This is a genomic window from Thermostichus sp. OS-CIW-30 (assembly GCF_054060215.1).
The window spans coordinates 21,514-37,296 of the sequence record NZ_JBSSCZ010000003.1; the positions used below are offsets into that span (position 1 = coordinate 21,514).

Sequence of the window (15,783 nt, forward strand, 5' to 3'; positions counted from 1 at the left end):
CGTTGCACTTCAGGCTTCTTCATGAAAACCCCGATACAATGCCTAGCCCTACACTTGGGAGAATGGCACGGCCTCTTTTCTGACTATCGACCTACTGCCCACGGTGGTTGGGAGCTAGTAGGCCAAAAGCGCAGCCTCATTACCTTTGAGGCTTTGGAGTTGGGCGCGATCCGCCAAACCAACACCTACTACCCCCTACAGGGATCCCCCACTCCCGAAAGCTCCCAGAGCTGGGTCTACCAGGATTTCTCGCCGGGATTGCGCTTTTTCCCCGATGGATCTTTTTCCAATGGGCGGCTGCAGCTGGCGCCGTTTAGTGATTTTGCCGTCGAGCAGGGCTTTCTCTGGGGGGATCGCAAGGCGCGGCTGGTGCAACAGTGGGATGCCCAAGGTCGTCTGGTAGAGGTAACCGCGATCCTGGAGCGGCGCGGCCAAGCTTTGGATCCCGTTGCAGACTGTGCACCCCTGAGCAGAGAGCAGCTGAGAGCCTGCCTCCAGGGGAGATGGCGGGGGATCGCCCAGAGCTTTGCGGTTGCCGAGGGCCGGTTTGCCGAAACCGAGGTGGACTCCTCGGGGGCAGAGTGGTTGAGCAACTGGGATCCCTTGCCGGGAGGGCTGTGGATTGGCGGGCCGGATCCCTTGCCCATCCCCACTGCCCAGCGGGATCGCAGCTTTTCGGTAAGCCTGAGCTGGTTTCCGCAGCCGGAAGACTGCCACTGTCTCTTGCGTTTGAGCCGAGACTACGATGCCCGCGGTGCTTGGCAGCGGGTTACGCTGATCCGGGCGCAGAAGGATCCTGGTTGAGGAAGGCGCAAACCTGGTCAAACACCGTTTCCCGCTCGCAGTCCAAAGTGAGGATGTGGTCGGAGTGCTCCAGCCAAGACAAGATCTTCTCCTCGGATCCCAGCTCTTGATAGAGCCACATTGCCTGGTCGGGGTCCACCACCATATCTTGGCGGGATTGCAGGATCAGGGTGGGAACCCGGATGCTGGCCACTTCCCCCTTGACCCGCTCGATCAGCTCCAGAGCGCTGCGCACCGCCGACAGATTAAAGCTGCGGAAATAGGCCGTTCTTTCTGCCAAGGCTCGAGCGTCCCCATCCCGAATCGGCAAGCTGAGGCGGGGCACCTCCTTCAATAGCCAACCCAGGCTGTTCAGGTACTGCTCAGGGCGAAAAAGATAGTACCAGCGGTGGCGAATGGCGAAAAATGGCGCCAGCAGCACCAATTTATGGATGGGATGGGCAAAAGCCAGGTGCAAAGCCAGCAGACAGCCGGTGGAAAAGCCCACCAAGGAAACGCGCGGGTACTCCTGCTGCAAAGCCAGATAATGCTCCAAAGCCCGCCCGTACCACTCCGTCCAGCGGGAAGGGGGCATGTGGGCAGACCGGCGGTCGTGTAAGCGATGCGGAGCACTGTCATGGCCGGGATAGTTAAATCCCTGCACCGTCAGGCCAGCCGCCAACAGCCGCTCTGCCAGCCATTGCAACTCGTAAACACCGCCCCCCAATCCATGTAGCAGCAGACAGGCGTGTTCCCCTGCTCCTCGCCACAAAAAGGGTTCGTTACTCAACATAAAAAAATAAAACTCCGTTCCACTTCGCGACGGGATCCCTTGCTAGCCCAAGGTGATATCCAGCAACATCATCACCACAAACCCACTGATGACCCCAAAGGTGCCCTCCCGCTCCAACCCCTGCCGGTGCGACTCAGGGATGATCTCATCGGAAATGACAAACAACATCGCCCCCGCCGCAAAAGCCATGCCCCAGGGTAGTAGGGGCTGCGCCAGAGAGACCACCGTTGCTCCCAGGATCCCGCCGATGGGCTCCACCAGCCCGGTCAGCAGGGCGATGCCAAAAGCGAACAGCCGCGAGTACCCCTGGCCCACCAGTGACAAAGCCACCACCAGCCCTTCTGGCATGTTCTGCAAGCCGATCCCCAACGCCAACGCCAACCCATCGCCAACTTGGCCGGTAGCGAAACCCACTCCCACCGCCAGTCCTTCCGGGAAATTGTGCAGGGCGATGGCAATGATGAACAGCCAAATCCGTTTCAAATGGGCGCGGTTCTCCCCTTCCACCCCTTTGAAAAAGTGCTCGTGGGGAAAAAAGCGGTGGGCACTCTCCAGGAAGATCGCCCCCAACAACAGGCCTGCCACCATCACCACAGCCGCCCCAAATGGGGAATACCCCAGCGCTATGGCTGCCTCGGTGCCCGGCACCAGCAGGGAAAAAGAGGTGGCCGCCAACATCACCCCACCCCCAAACCCCAGCAGGATCCCTTGTACCCTTTCGGAGAGCGAGGGAAGAAAAAGGGCCGGCAAAGCCCCCAGCCCCGTCGCCAACCCGGCGATCAAGCTGGCCAGGGATCCCATCCCAATTGGAGGCACAAGCCCCTCTCCACAAAGGCCGAATGCTTTTCAATTCTCCTCCCTTTCCAACGTTGTGTGAACATTGCTGGCTCGAGCGGCATAGGCGAGGTTCTGAAAGTTGGCTTGGAGCGCCAGATTTTGTGTTTATGAGCAAGGTACACAAGAGCAAGTCTGAAGGAGCTATTCCCTAGTTGGAGTTTGCCAGCTAAGCCAAGGTTTATTACAATAATTGTGAATTGCCTCGGCGCAGAAGCGTCCTGAACAGCAATTGGACTGGAGTACACTGCAGCAAGACAGGTCGATAAAAACTAAAGTCAAGTCCGATAGTGATGAGGAGTGAGAGAGCGATGAAGAAAAAAGCAGTTACAACTCTTGTGGCCTTGAGTCTAGGAGCGGCCTGTCTAGGACTGACCGGCTGCGGTGGAGGCGGAAGCGGTGGGACGACAGTGCCTACACCTACACCGACTCCAACTCCGACACCTACGCCGACTCCGACACCCACGCCGGGTGCCCCGACTTTTAGCAAGGCATTTAGCCCCACCTCGGTAGCTGCCGGCCCTACTGCCAAAACAACCCTGACCTACACGATCACCAACACAGCCGCTCTGCCGCTGACTGGTCTATCTTTTTCCGACACCTTGCCTGCCGGCTTGATCGTTGCCACTCCCAACAACCTCAACAACGGCTGTGGCGGGACGCTGGCAGCTGCACCAGGAGCAACTTCCATCTTGCTGGTCAACGGCTCATTGGCAGCCAACGCTAGCTGCACCATCAGCCTGGATCTTCAGGTTACAGCCACGACAGCGGGACCCCTGACCAGCCCCGCGGTAACCCTGAGCAGCAACCAAGCGCCTAATGCCACCGCTGCTGCTATCAACTTAACGGTAACGGTGCCAGCTCCCGCCTTTACCATGGCCTTTTCTCCCAACCCGCTTGGCCCAATCGGCCCAGTTCCCCCTCCCGTTACCGGGAATGGAACTCTGACGTTTACAATAACCAACAACGCAGCCATTCCATTGACGGGCTTGGCCTTTAACCACACCTTGCCGGGAGCGCCGTCTTCTGGTTTGCAAGTTGCCGCTGCGGGGATTTTTACACCTTCGTGCGGCTCCCCCACTCTCACAGCCTCGGTGGGTGGGAACACCATTCAATTCACCGGAGGACAAGTGGCTGTCGGCGCAACCTGCACAGTGACCATCCCTGTAAAAACAGCGGTAGCTTTGACACCAGCCGGTACCTATACTTACCCCAACTCCCCGGTGACGTTGAACAGCACTCAGGCTGCCCCTGTTACAGCGGGGCCAGTAACCTGGACAGTTGTAGTGAATTAGTCCTTCAAAAGCAGCTCGGCAATTTGAAGAGCGTTGAGGGCCGCACCTTTGCGGATCTGATCCCCGCATAGCCACAGCTCCAGGGCCTTGGGCTCGGAGATGTCCTGGCGGATGCGGCCCACCGCCACTGCGTCCTTGCCGGCCACGTCGATGGGCATGGGAAAGCGGTTCTGCTGCCAATCTTCAATGAGCACCACCCCAGGGGCCTGGGCCAGGATTTGCCGGGCTTTTTCCACAGGGAAGGGCTGTTCAAACTCCAGGTTGAGGGCCTCGGCGTGGGTACGCAGCACCGGCACCCGCACACAGGTAGCTGTCAGCCGCAGGTTGGGGGATCCCATAATCTTGCGGGATTCGTTCACCATCTTCATCTCTTCCTGGCAGTAGCCGTTCTCTTGCAGGGGGCTGTTGTGGAGGAAGAGGTTGAAGGCAATGGGGTAAGGGAACACCTGGGGCTGCAACGGCTGCCCCTGGAGGTAGGCGCGGGTTTGCTCCTCTAGCTCCACCATGGCGCGGGCCCCGGCCCCACTGGCCGATTGATAGGTGGCGGCCACCACCCGGCGCAGGGGGATGTGGCGATGCAGGGGGTAGATGGCCACGCACATTAGGATGGTGGTGCAGTTGGGATTGGCAATGATCCCTTGGTGACGGAAGGCTTCCTGGGGGTTGACCTCCGGCACCACTAGCGGAACATTGGGATCCAGGCGAAAGGCGCTGGAGTTGTCAATCAGCACCGCCCCCGCCTCGACGATGGTTCTGGCCCAGGTTTTGGAGACACCGGCTCCGGCAGAGGCCAGCACCAGATCCAGGCCCCGGAAGGCCGCTTCTGAAACTGGTTCCACCGGGATCCGCTCCCCCTTGAAGGTCAAATAAGTGCCCGCTGAACGGGGCGAGGCCAAAAGCTTGAGGTCGGCTACAGGAAAGTGGCGCTCTTCCAATAGCGTCAGCAGCTCCGTCCCTACTGCTCCTGTGGCCCCCAAGATAGCTACCCGTTGTTGCCGTGCCATGCTTTCTTGTCCTTAGGTTTTCCTAATTCTAGGGTTCCAGAGGTGGCTGTAATCGAGGCCAAAGCAGCCTGCACCTCTGCCAGCTCGACTTGATCGGTCAGCTCCGCTTGGCCAATCCGGCGGGGCAAAACGAAGCGAATCCGCCCCTGTTTCACCTTCTTGTCGGCCTGCATTGCCTGCAGCACTGCCTCCCAAGGGATCCCGGCGGGCCATCGGCTGGGCAATCCTGCTTTTTCGATCAGGTGTCGTTGCCGTTCGGCTTCAGCGGCGCTCCACCAACCCAGGCGGCGGGCGATCTCCCCGGCAGCTACCATGCCGATGGCGACGGCTTCTCCGTGCAGGTAGCGGCGGTAGTGGGTGGCAGCTTCTAGGGCATGGCCGAGGGTGTGGCCGTAGTTGAGGATGGCCCGCAGGCCCGCTTCTTTCTCGTCCTGCTGCACCACCCAGGCTTTGCACTCGGCACAGCGGCGCAGCAGGTAGTGCAAGTCTGCGGGAGTAAAGTCGGTATAGCGGCTCAGTTGGGGTCGATCTTCCAAAAACTCAAATAGGTCGGCAGCCTGAATCACGCCATATTTGATCACTTCCGCTAGGGCTGAGGTAAACTCCCGCTGGGGCAGAGTCTGCAATAGCGTTGGATCAATCCACACCAGGCGCGGCTGATAAAACGCCCCAATGAGGTTTTTCCCGCCAGGATGGTTGACACCGGTCTTGCCACCAATGGCCGCATCCACCATGGCCAAAAGTGAGGTGGGCACCTGCACAAAAGGGATCCCGCGCAGCCAGGTGGCGGCGGCAAACCCCACTATGTCGCCAATGACCCCCCCTCCTAGCGCCACCAAGGTGGAGGAGCGCTCCAGGCCAAAGGCTAGGGCGGCGTCGTAGATCTTGGCCACCGAGCGCAGGGTTTTGTAGCGTTCGCCGGCAGGCAATAGGCAGAGGTGGGCGGCAAACCCCGCTTGTTGCAGCCCCTGCAGTAACTTCTCGGCAAAGTGTTTGGCAATGCCGGGATGGCTCACCACCAGAGCCTTGCCGGAAAGCCCTCTAGCTCGCATTTGGGATCCCAGCTGGATGAGGCTGTGGCCAGGGGGGCCTTCGGCAGACTGGAGGAGAATATCGTAGGAGCTGTGGGGAAGCTTGACAGGGATCAGATAGAGATCCATGCGTGTCGGTCCTGGGGGGCGGGATCCAGTGTGGCATGTTCTGCTCCCGTCTGCCTGCTGCAGGCATTGTCCTTGGGGTCTGAAAGCCCAGGGGATCCTGCTAGGGGTTGGGGTCAACTGGCTGCGGTTGGGGAGTGAGGGTTTCCAATTCCGGCAGAGCCATTCCCGCCGGGGAGGCCGAGTCTTCTTGGGCCAAATCCTGCAAAGCAGCTTGGGCCGGCTGAAATTGGGGATCCAGCTCCAGACAGCGCCGCAAGCTGGCCTGGGCGGCTGCTCGCTGGCCGGCCCGCAGTTGAATCAGCCCCAGGGTGTGCCAAAAGGCGGGCCGCTGCGGATCCAGGTGCGTGGCCTGTTGGGCGTCTGCCAGAGCAGGTTCCAGCTTCCCCAGTTTCAAGGCTTCCCAGGCGCGGTTGTTGAGGGCCACAGCATCTTCTGGGGTGAGCTGCAAAACCCGCGAGTAGGCTTGCACAGCTTGTTCGGGATCCCTCAGCTCGCTGTAGATCAACCCCAGGGCAAACCAGCCCCAGGGATCCCGTTCGTTGAGGTGGATCATCTGCTGGCAGGCGGCACGGGCTTCTTCCAGCCGGCCCAGGCGCCGCAGGCCGGTGATCTGGCCAAACCAGCAGGCAGAACTGCCGGGACGCTGCTGCACCAAGCGCTGGAAATGCCGTAGGCTGGCCTCATATTGCCCCAGCTCCTGCTGAGCTACCGCCAAGGCATAGCGGGCTGGAAAGTGCTCCGGCTTGATCTTGAGGGCTTCCTCGAAGTGGATACAGGCTTCTTTCAGGTAGCCCAATTTCTGGAAGGCCACACCGCGGGCGTACCAGCTTTTGTAGTTGTCGGCATCGTAGCGCAGAGCGCGTTCTAGGGCCTTGCTGGCCAGCCGATACTGCCCCAAGCGCAGCAGGGCCACCCCCAAGTTGTGCAGGGTTATGGGATCCCGGCGACGCAGCCGCAGCGAGCGCTTGTAACACTCGACAGCCGAGCGCAGCCGGTGGCAGTGGAAGAGGGCATTGCCTTGGTAGCGCCAAACCCGCGCACTTCTGGGGTTGAGCTTCAAAACCCGCGCAAAACTAGCCGCTGCCGAGCTGGGCCGACGCAGCCGCCGCAGCACGATCCCACGGGCCAGCCAGGTGCGGGGCTGCTTGGGGTTGTGGCGCAGCGCTTTGTTCAGGCTGTTCAGGGCCAGCTTCGACCGCTTCAGTTGCAGCAGGCGGATGCCGCGGTTATGCCAGGCCAGAGCATCTTCCGGGTTGCTCTCCAGCACCTTGTCGTAGTTAACCACCGCCGACTTGTACTGCCCCAGGCGCCCCAGAATCAGGGCCAGGCGCAGCCGGGTTTCTTCGTCGTAGGGGTTGATGCTCAGGGATCCGTTGTAGCTGTCCACCGCCTCGCGGTAGCGGGCCAGCTGCACCAGCACATCCCCACGGCGGCTCCAAGCCAGGGCGAAGTTGGGATCCATGTTCAGAGCCCGGTCGTAGGCGGCCAGGGCTTCCGTCAGGTTGCCGCGGCGACGCCAGTCTTCCCCCCGCTCGAATTGGATGTCGGCACTGTTCCACTGAAACAGCCGCTGAATGAACTGCAAAATGGCGATCTGACGCGCTCCTTCTTCTGGCGTGGCGGAGGGGGTTTCGCCTGTGGCAATGCGCAGGATGGCCATCTGGATGGCCCGCAAAAAGGCCTGAAATCCCCGCACCTCTTCATCTTCCAGGGACTCTTTCCCCTCACGGCGGCGGTATTGCAGCCGGAACCGCTGCAGATCCCCGGGGGCAGGGAAGCTGGGATCCAAAAAGTGCATTAGCTCCAAGGCGCGGTACTCAAACAGCACCGGATCCTCTTCTGAGCCAGTAAAATCCAGCAGGGGCGCCTCTTCCAGGGGGCGGGGTAGCTCAGTGGGGGTGTGCAGCAGCGTCAGCAGGCGCTGGTTTTGTCGTGCCGGGGCATGGGGAAACCCGCTGTACAGCTCATCCCTTGGCCAGGGATCGGCAACAAACTCTGGAGAGGCCACCACTCCCACCCAGCGGCATTGTTCGATGGCCAGTTGCAGCTCCAGCTTGCGGTTATCCCCCGGCTGCAGCATCCAGCGGTCAAACCAGACTTTGAAACCCTCGCGATCCAGCCGCTCCGCCAGTTGACGCGCCCACCGGGCTTGCTCTCGGTGGTAGTGCAAGAAAAGGTCGAACTTGTAATGCTCTGAAGACATGAACGCCCGCTCGCTGCTCTTCTCCAGCTTATCTTTGCGTTATCGCTGCGCGATGCTTTCACAAACGCAAACGCATTTGCTCCCCATCGGGTCTGGGGCAAGGAGCAAACCTGATGCTAGGCAACGCTTCCGCTCGATTGGTTCTGAATGGCGATGATGACCGGACAGCGATAGGCGATAGTTGGTGCAGGGCTTGAAAGGAGGGAGCACGTGCTGGGTGGAGTTTTGGCGATTGCGGCCGCGATTGGCTTGGTGGTCTTGCTGTTGGAAGCGATTCGATATCGCCGCTGGGGATCCGTTCGCCGCTGGCAACCGGCAGTGGGGCTGGGCTTGGTGGCCTTGGCGGCGCTGGGGTGCTGGCTGGGTCAGTTGCCGGATCTGATCCCCCTGGCTTTGTTGTTGGGGGGCCTGGTGGGGGTGGGTTTACTGGGGTTGAGTGGCTGCGGTCGGGCCGGGCAAGGGCTGGTGGTGCTGTTGCTCAGTTTGGCGGCCTGGCAAAGTCTGGCTATCGGCTCCCCCAGTCGCATCGGCATTGCGGAGCAGCATGGAATGCTGTTTCTGTGGGGCTGCGGCCTGGGGATGGGCTTGGTGGGGATCCCTTTGCTGGGGGTCTTGGCCGCAGCGGAAGCCCTGTCGTTGCTGATGGCGCTGGGCCAGGGGTGGAGCGGCATTGCCGCCATAACCTGGGGATCTCGCCTGCTGGAGATGGGATCCCAGCCGGATCTCCCTTGGCAGGTGCTGTTGCCGGTGGGGCTGGCCGCCCTCAGCTTGGTGGCAGGCACTGTGCCGCTCTTGACCGCCTCAGAAGACTCCCCCGGGCTGCTGTCGGCAGTGGGGCATGGGGTGGGGTGGCTGGTGGCGTTGGCGCTGGCCTTGGCCTTGACCCGCAACGGCCTATACCAGGATCCCTTTTGGGCCTTGCTCTACGGGGCAGGGGTGCTGCTCTCGTGGGCCTTGCTTGCCTTGGAAAACCAGACGGGACAGGGGATCCCTGCGCCAGGGGAACCTGCTGGCGTCAGCGGGCCGGAGGCTTCAGCCGGTCGCGTCAGCGTTGCCGAGCAACAAGGACGGCTGCTCTGGCGGGCCTGTGTGGGCCTAACGCTGGTGGGCGGAGGAGCGCTGCTGGCGTTGCGGCTGGGGGGATCCTACGGGGCGGCCCTCTTGGGGCTGGGATGTCTGGCTTTTCCCAGCCGTTGGGGGGCCATGGCCGCTTTGTTTTTGTCGGCCCGCCCTCTGCTGCAAAACCTGTTGCACCAGTTCAACCTGCAGGTTGCCGGGATCGACCTCACCCAACCCTATGTGTCGGCGGCGCTGTACCTGGGAATGGCGGCCATGGCGCTGGCGGCGCTCATTCACTGGCTATACGGGCCAGACAAACCCCTGCAGACGGGGATCGCCCTGACGCTGGCTAGCCTGGCTTTGCCGGTGGGGGTGGGCTACTTCATTCACGCTCAGCCGCAAGCGGCCTTCCTGTTGGGAGCCTTGACCACCGCCTTGATCCTGGCGGCGCTGCAGCCCATCCTCCTGCAGCAGGAGGGAAGAGGGGCGGAATCTCTGGGGATCCGAGGTTTGGGCCTGGCTGTGCTTGCCATTCTGGGATCCAACCTCAGCCGCGATTGGACGGTAACCGGCTTCCATGCCACCCGCTGGGAACGGGCGCTGGTGCTGGCCGGGGTGGTCGGGATCCTGGCGTTGATTCTCCTGCTCTGGCAAGGCTGGAGCCTGTGGCACTCTGGGAGAATGCGCGCCCCCGCCCGCTGATGAAACCTGTTCCCCTGGGCACCCTCGGCACCTGGCAGGGGATCCTCGGCCCGGAACAAACCGCTGAGGCTCTGGGCAACCCCGGTGTGAAGGTGATCGGATCCCCGGCTTTGTTGACGTTGATCGAGCGGTGCAGCCACACCACCTTGCAGCCCTTCTACGAGCCGGAGGAAGCGGCGGTCGGGATCCGCTTTGCCTTGGAACATCGGTCGGCAGCGGTGGCGGGGGATCCCTTGCAGATGCGGGTCGAAGTCGTGGCCGTGGAGGGGAGACGCATTCAGTTTCAGGTGGAGATCACCCAGCAGGAGCGGCTGGTGATGCAGGGATCCTACACCTGCCTGGTGGTCGATTTGCCCCGTTTTCTGGCCCGCTATGGATTGACCGCGGAGGATCCCAGTCGGTGCTCAAGCTGTTCGCGTTAGCGGGACGGAGTCCTTTGGGATTGCTGCTGGCCGTCTTTGTGGGAACTCTCTTGTTCTGGCCTCAACAGCTCATTCTGCGCTACCGCAAACCCTGGCAGGGCCCCCTTGCCTGGATCTGGAAATGGCACGGCTGGGGAGGCTGGGCCGTGCGGGGCAGCCGCCGTGGCTGGGAATGGCGTTGGGGATCCCTGCGCCTTCGCGGCCGTTGGCCGGCGCAGCGGGGAGAACGTTGCTCCCCCAGAGATTGGCCCTACCTGTGGAAGCTGGGCAAGCAGCTCCACATCCAATCTTGGCAAGGAGGGGTGGAAATTGGCTTTGCCGATCCGGCTTTGACGGGGCAATGCTTGGGACTAATCGCCGCTCTACCCCCTCAGTTGGCCCAACACCTGCGCTTGACCTTCGCTCGCATCGGTTGGCACGGATGGGGATCCCTGGTGATCCGGTTGCGCGGCTGGCAGGTGCTGGGGCTGGCCTTGAAACTGGGGTGGCTCGCCCTATCGCGCCATCGGAAGGGATCCCCAGCAAAAATAGCCCATGGGACAGCTGGCGTCAGGAGCAAAGCGCTGGGGGGGGAACTGCAGCGCTGACGCGGTCAGGCCGGCTGCAGCGCCGGGCAGCAATTCAACAGAGGCATGACCTACCCGCCTCCCCCTTCGCCCTGGCCGTTGGTAGGGGTGGGGGCAGGTGCTGCAGGGATAATCGGCGGCACAATGTACTGGCGCAGGCAGCGTCGCTGCAGACAACTGCAAAACCAGATCCAAGCTTTGCAAGCTCCTGTTGTGGCGGCTCCTCGCGCTCTTCTGGCTCTTTCGGCTCCTCCTCCCGCCCTTCATCGGGGGGCAGCTCTTCTCGCCACTCTTCGGGCGGCTCCTCCCGTCGTTGCTAGACGAACTCAGAGGACGATCCCTTTCACGACAATAGAAGAGATCCCGGAGCTGTTCTGCTTAAGACCTAGGGAGTCGGTGTGGCAGAGGGGATGCGCAGCTCCACAGCCGTATCCAGGCGAGAGCGTGGGGGTGGGGCTTCTCCCTGAGCCAGTTCTAGGTACTGGGCCAGCGGGTGATGCTCCTTCCAGCGGGATCCCACCTCAGCAGCCATCTGGGTGACTTGGATTTGATAAAGCTGGGCCAGCTCGGCAGCATTGAGGTTGCTCCGCTCCACCTGATCGCGACTGGCCTCGGCCAGGATATCTACCACAAGGTTGCCTTGCTCATCAAACCGCCACAGTTCCAGGCGGCTGCGGGAACGCAGGCTCAGCTCCGTTGGCGAAGCTGGTCGAGTGAGGACATCGACGCGGGCGATGACGATGGCTTCCAGGCCCAGGTAATCGAAAAATTGGCCCACCGCCTCCGGCTTGCGGCGATCCCACTCAAACAGCTCGTAGATGGGCCAGCCCACCTTCTGCAAAATGGGCTGAATGCGACGGTTGTCCAGGGGCACCACCTTCTCGCCGTTGGGGATCAAGCCCAGACGCACCGCCTCTATGGCCAGGCGCTGGCCCAACAGTTGGGTATGCTCCAACCCTCCCACCCCCAAAATGCCAAGGCGACGGCGGGGCTGAGGCCGAATCGGCACCTGCAAAACCACATCCACAGGGGTGGTCAGGCCCGCTTGCAGGAGGATCTCCTGCTCTGCCTTTTCATAGTCGGGGTGCCACACCGTCAACATCCGGCGCCCGGCTGGGGCTTGGTCTAGCTCAAAAGCGCCCCGCTCATCGGTTTGAATCGGCTGATTGGGGTTCTCCATGCCCTCCAACTGCACCTGTGCCCCCGCCACAGGTTGCCCCACGCTGTTGCTCACCTGCCCCACCAGCCGTGCTGTTCCCTGGGGCTGCCCTCTGTTTTGGGAGGGAAACAACGGCGTCAACCGCGGAATGGGGGTGGCCGGAGCCTGAGCCAGCGCTCCTGAAGCCAGTGCCAGCCAGCCGCAGAGGGCCAGACTGCCTGTTCGCGAGAGCGTTGCGTAGCGATAGCTAATCCTGTGCCGGAGAGGATGAAAGAAGAAAAAAGGCATGGCGAAGGTTGCATCCGGTAGTAGCAGTCGGTTCTATTCTGCTCCGCACCCCTGACGCGAACAGGGCAAGATCCTGCTGCAGGGATCCTCACCCCGAAAAGGGGTTGTTGGTTTGCCATTGTTGGACAAACACCGGCACCATGTTGCGCACCTGCAGCCGAAACAGGCCCGCTGCCGCATCTTCAAACATCGGATCCCCGCCCACATCATCCCGCCCATAGGCTTCGTAGTAGCGGGCCCGATCCCCAGGCCGATCCCTCTGCAAGTCCACCACCACCACCACCCCGCGGCTGCGCAACTGGTTGGGGGTGAAATTGGGAATTTCCACCGGCACCGTCGGGGCCACAAAGCGTAAGGCCGTATTCAGCAGAGAGTTGCCCTGGCGGTTGTAGTCCCGCGAGATCTGCATCTGGGTCAAGAGGATATAGCGCAATCCCAGGGCATCCCCGATGGCCTTCAGCTTGGCCAAGTCGGCGGTGTAGCGCTCATCCCGATCCAACAACGTTAGGCCCTGGGTGAGGGGCAGAAGCGGCTCAAACCGAGGATCCGGCCCCAAAGGCCCCTTCAAGAGGATCACCGGTCGCTGGGGCTGCAACTCCTTCAGGGCCATGCTGAGGTGGCGGGCCAGCTCATCCGAGTAAACGGGTTCATCCGGCAAAAGGCCAATGCCCTCCGGCCGGCGGGTCGGTTCCCCGGGCGGCAGACGAATATCCTGAGTGGAGACAAAGCCGGCCCGGACTTCCACCTGGGTGCTGGTCAGCGGAAAACCCGGCACCTCCACATCCACCAAATACAGGCCGGCCGACAGTTCCGGCAGCACGTAAGTGCCGTCGGCAGCAATGCGGACGGTTTGCCTGGGTTGGGTTGGCGTGGCGGCCAAGTGCAAAACCCCGGTCTGAACGGGTTGGCCGGCAATATCCAGCACCCGCCCGGTTACCACACCGCGGTTGCCTGGAGAGGGGACTCCCCCGTTCAGGACCTCTGTCCCGCCGTCGCCAACTTGAGCCTGAATATCCTGCAAACGGCGCAAAGCCGGGATCCCTGCTGCCACCACCCACAGATCCCGCTCCCCCAGCATCACCAGACCCGTCGGCTGTCCCTGCAGCCGCAGCGAGGCCACCAATCGCCCCGTCTGTAAATCCACCAGCTGCAGGCGGTCGCTATCGCGGGAGGTCACGTAAGCCCAACGTCCATCAGGGGAAAGGGCCAGCCGCGTCGGTCGCCAATCCAGGCCAACCCGCTGCAGGGCCTCGCCGCTGCGGCTCAGATCCAGCACTGTTAGATCTTGGCTGCCGGAGTTGAGCACCACCAAGCGTTGCCGTTCCGCATCCAGGGCCATGGCTTCCGGAGTATGACCGCCCCGCCAACGGGCCAACAGCTCCCCATTGTCCGGGTTGACCACCAGCAAGCTGAGGGGATCCTCCCCGGCTAGACCCACAAACAGGGATCCCCGCTGCGCATCATAGGCCAGCGCCAAGGGGGGGCCGGGCATCGGCAAATTGCGGGCTTGCGGCTGCTCTGAGGGATCGCTTTGCGCACCGCTGACGCGCAGGGGAGCAGCCATCACCGCCAAACTCTGGGCAGAGGGCAGGGAGGCGAAAACCCGCCCTGTGGCCGCATCCACGGCAATATCCAAAACCCCTGCCGGCAACCCATAAGCCTGAATCAGCTCCCCCGTCAGCAGATCGAGGGCCACCAGCCCAGGGGCATTGGGGCCAGAGGCGTAGACCACCTGCCGTGCCTCATCCACCCGCACCACACTGGGAGCAAACCCCACCGCCGCCTGCCACAAGGGATCCCCGCTGGCCCCATCCAGCAGGGTCACGGCCTGCTCCTCCAACAGCCCAACCGCAACCCAGCCCCGATCCGGTACCCCATCGATGCGATCGGCAGAGCTGCGCAAGGGCAAAAGCCAATCCCCCTCTGTCCTCAGGCCGTTCCCGTCCGTCGAAAAGTTCTCCACCGCAGAGGAGGAGCCTGCTGCCGGCAAAGGGATCCCTTGCCCCAACACAGGGGATCCCAGCCCCAGCACACCACTCAGCAAAACCAGCCATTGCCACCGCATGGCCTTCTCCACCCCACAGTCGCGCCTACTTTGACTCAGGAGATCCTCGCCCAACCAGCATAGCCAACCCGACTGTCCGCTCGCTGTCAGCAAACCCAAACACATTTTGACAGGTTGCCCAGACGAACATAGAATGGATATTCGCTGGTTTTGTCAGGATCAACCATGAAGGTGCGGCCTTCCGTCCGTCGGATCTGTGAGAAATGCCGAGTCATCCGCCGCCATGGTCGGGTGATGGTGATCTGTTCTTCCAACCCGAAGCACAAGCAGCGGCAGGGCTAGAGGGTCGATGGTGGGTGGGTTCAGCCTGCAACGGGAGACAGAGGCAAAGGCTTCCGACACAACCGAGCAAAACGTTGGCTAGACCTCTCGGTGAGCATGGATCCCAAGACCAGCATCTCCACGGCCACATCCCCCTGAATAAAAATCCCATCTCAGGCAGGCAACTTGGTTTGATTTGATTTCGATAAGGTACCCCTGACTATGGCACGGATTGCGGGAGTTGACATCCCCCGAGAAAAGCGAGTGGAGATTGCCCTCACCTACATTTACGGCATTGGGCTGACCCGCTCCCGCCAAATTTTGGCGAAGACCGGCATCAATCCGGATACTCGTACCCGCGACCTCACCGACGCTGAGGTGGCCGCCCTGCGAACGGTGGTGGAGGGCGAATACCAGGTGGAAGGGGATCTGCGCCGCCAGGAGGCGATGAACATCAAGCGGCTGATCGACATTGGCACCTATCGAGGTCGTCGCCACCGCCTGGGTCTGCCCGTGCGTGGCCAGCGCACCCGCACCAATGCCCGCACCCGCAAGGGGGTCAGGAAAACGGTGGCCGGCAAGAAGAAAGCTCCCGCCAAGAAGTAGTCGCTGGACTTTGCGCGGAAGGCAAAACTCTTCCACCATCCCGAATCCCAACCCCAAACAGTCGATTGCAAGGACACCTGGATCATGGCTCGGCAGCAACGGCGCGGACGTAAAGTCAAAAAGAACATCCCCAATGGGGTGGCCTACATTCAGTCCACCTTCAACAACACCATCGTCACCATCACGGATCCCAACGGCGATGTGGTGTCTTGGGCCTCGGCAGGTTCTACGGGCTTCAAAGGGGCCAAAAAGGGCACTCCCTTCGCCGCCCAAATGGCAGCAGAAAGTGCGGCGCGTCAAGCCATGGAGAACGGCATGCGCCAGATCGAAGTGATGGTCAGCGGGCCGGGAGCCGGTCGGGAAACCGCCATTCGCGCTCTACAGGCAACGGGCCTGGAAATTACTCTGATTCGAGATATTACCCCCATTCCCCACAACGGTTGCCGTCCTCCCAAGCGGCGGCGTGTCTGAAGGATCCCGCGTTGAGGGCCGGTCGAGCGTCTGTAGGAGTTTGCTCCAGAGCTACAGGTCTGCCCAAGCGTGAGATGACCTCGAAGTTTCATCAGTTCTCCAAACGGATGTC

General features: G+C 61.8%; 15 protein-coding genes. 8 read left to right on the plus strand and 7 right to left on the minus strand.

The window, feature by feature from the left end; translation table 11 throughout:
• Positions 1 to 21 precede the first annotated feature (21 nt).
• Positions 22 to 804, plus strand: a complete 783-nt coding sequence (locus ACVWZF_RS01760) for a DUF3598 family protein (protein WP_457410671.1) — start codon at positions 22 to 24, stop codon at positions 802 to 804.
• Here the strand turns inward: ACVWZF_RS01760 and ACVWZF_RS01765 are convergent.
• Together ACVWZF_RS01765 and ACVWZF_RS01770 are read right to left on the minus strand one after the other, a co-directional pair.
• A complete protein-coding gene (locus ACVWZF_RS01765; protein WP_011433176.1) occupies positions 770 to 1,576 on the minus strand; it encodes an alpha/beta hydrolase in 807 nt (268 codons plus the stop codon). The two genes, ACVWZF_RS01760 and ACVWZF_RS01765, sit on opposite strands and share 35 nt — an antisense overlap.
• A 42-nt stretch (positions 1,577 to 1,618) precedes the next feature.
• Positions 1,619 to 2,392, minus strand: a complete 774-nt coding sequence (locus ACVWZF_RS01770) for a ZIP family metal transporter (protein WP_457410673.1) — start codon at positions 2,390 to 2,392, stop codon at positions 1,619 to 1,621.
• Between the two features lie 329 nt (positions 2,393 to 2,721).
• Here ACVWZF_RS01770 and ACVWZF_RS01775 point away from each other — a divergent pair, with 329 nt between their 5' ends.
• Positions 2,722 to 3,705, plus strand: coding sequence for a DUF7933 domain-containing protein (locus tag ACVWZF_RS01775; protein WP_457410675.1), 984 nt, complete (start codon positions 2,722 to 2,724; stop codon positions 3,703 to 3,705).
• Here the strand turns inward: ACVWZF_RS01775 and ACVWZF_RS01780 are convergent.
• The 3 genes from ACVWZF_RS01780 to ACVWZF_RS01790 form a co-directional block, all read right to left on the minus strand.
• Entirely contained in the window at positions 3,702 to 4,709 is a 1,008-nt protein-coding gene (locus ACVWZF_RS01780; protein WP_457410676.1) for an aspartate-semialdehyde dehydrogenase, read from the minus strand. The genes ACVWZF_RS01775 and ACVWZF_RS01780 overlap by 4 nt on opposite strands.
• Entirely contained in the window at positions 4,688 to 5,869 is a 1,182-nt protein-coding gene (gene aroB / locus ACVWZF_RS01785; protein ID WP_457410678.1) for a 3-dehydroquinate synthase, read from the minus strand. The genes ACVWZF_RS01780 and aroB overlap by 22 nt, the downstream gene beginning before the upstream one ends.
• Positions 5,870 to 5,969: 100 nt before the next feature.
• Positions 5,970 to 8,072 carry a toll/interleukin-1 receptor domain-containing protein gene (locus ACVWZF_RS01790; protein WP_011433181.1) on the minus strand — a complete coding sequence of 701 codons (2,103 nt, stop codon included), beginning with the start codon at positions 8,070 to 8,072 and terminating at the stop codon, positions 5,970 to 5,972.
• A gap of 225 nt (positions 8,073 to 8,297) precedes the next feature.
• Between ACVWZF_RS01790 and ACVWZF_RS01795 the strand changes: the two genes are divergently transcribed.
• From ACVWZF_RS01795 to ACVWZF_RS01805, 3 genes are read left to right on the plus strand one after another with little or no spacing between them, the layout of a single operon-like run.
• The gene (locus ACVWZF_RS01795) at positions 8,298 to 9,833 is read left to right on the plus strand and encodes a hypothetical protein (protein WP_238376718.1); all 1,536 of its coding nucleotides are present in this window, start codon (positions 8,298 to 8,300) and stop codon (positions 9,831 to 9,833) included.
• Complete coding sequence (locus ACVWZF_RS01800) at positions 9,833 to 10,255, plus strand: thioesterase family protein (protein ID WP_011433183.1); 423 nt, start codon at positions 9,833 to 9,835, stop codon at positions 10,253 to 10,255. Before ACVWZF_RS01795 ends, ACVWZF_RS01800 begins: the two co-directional genes overlap by 1 nt.
• Positions 10,234 to 10,842: a hypothetical protein gene (locus tag ACVWZF_RS01805; protein ID WP_041436487.1), complete on the plus strand. Its 609-nt coding sequence runs from the start codon at positions 10,234 to 10,236 to the stop codon at positions 10,840 to 10,842. The genes ACVWZF_RS01800 and ACVWZF_RS01805 overlap by 22 nt, the downstream gene beginning before the upstream one ends.
• A gap of 364 nt (positions 10,843 to 11,206) precedes the next feature.
• On the opposite strand, the gene ACVWZF_RS01810 is transcribed toward ACVWZF_RS01805, so the two are convergent.
• Both ACVWZF_RS01810 and ACVWZF_RS01815 read right to left on the minus strand, forming a co-directional pair.
• The gene (locus ACVWZF_RS01810; protein WP_011433185.1) at positions 11,207 to 12,268 is read right to left on the minus strand and encodes a carboxypeptidase-like regulatory domain-containing protein; all 1,062 of its coding nucleotides are present in this window, start codon (positions 12,266 to 12,268) and stop codon (positions 11,207 to 11,209) included.
• An 88-nt stretch (positions 12,269 to 12,356) separates the two neighbouring features.
• Positions 12,357 to 14,333 (minus strand): carboxypeptidase regulatory-like domain-containing protein, encoded by a 1,977-nt coding sequence (locus ACVWZF_RS01815; protein ID WP_457394374.1) that lies wholly within the window; start codon positions 14,331 to 14,333, stop codon positions 12,357 to 12,359.
• Positions 14,334 to 14,498: 165 nt separating this feature from the next.
• Here ACVWZF_RS01815 and rpmJ point away from each other — a divergent pair, with 165 nt between their 5' ends.
• The 3 genes from rpmJ to rpsK all read left to right on the plus strand — a co-directional run bounded on the left by rpmJ (position 14,499) and on the right by rpsK (position 15,671).
• A complete protein-coding gene (gene rpmJ, locus ACVWZF_RS01820) occupies positions 14,499 to 14,615 on the plus strand; it encodes a 50S ribosomal protein L36 (RefSeq protein ID WP_011433187.1) in 117 nt (38 codons plus the stop codon).
• A gap of 201 nt (positions 14,616 to 14,816) precedes the next feature.
• A complete protein-coding gene (gene rpsM / locus ACVWZF_RS01825; RefSeq protein ID WP_011433188.1) occupies positions 14,817 to 15,200 on the plus strand; it encodes a 30S ribosomal protein S13 in 384 nt (127 codons plus the stop codon).
• Positions 15,201 to 15,284: 84 nt separating this feature from the next.
• Complete coding sequence (rpsK, locus tag ACVWZF_RS01830; protein ID WP_011433189.1) at positions 15,285 to 15,671, plus strand: 30S ribosomal protein S11; 387 nt, start codon at positions 15,285 to 15,287, stop codon at positions 15,669 to 15,671.
• Positions 15,672 to 15,783 lie beyond the last annotated feature (112 nt).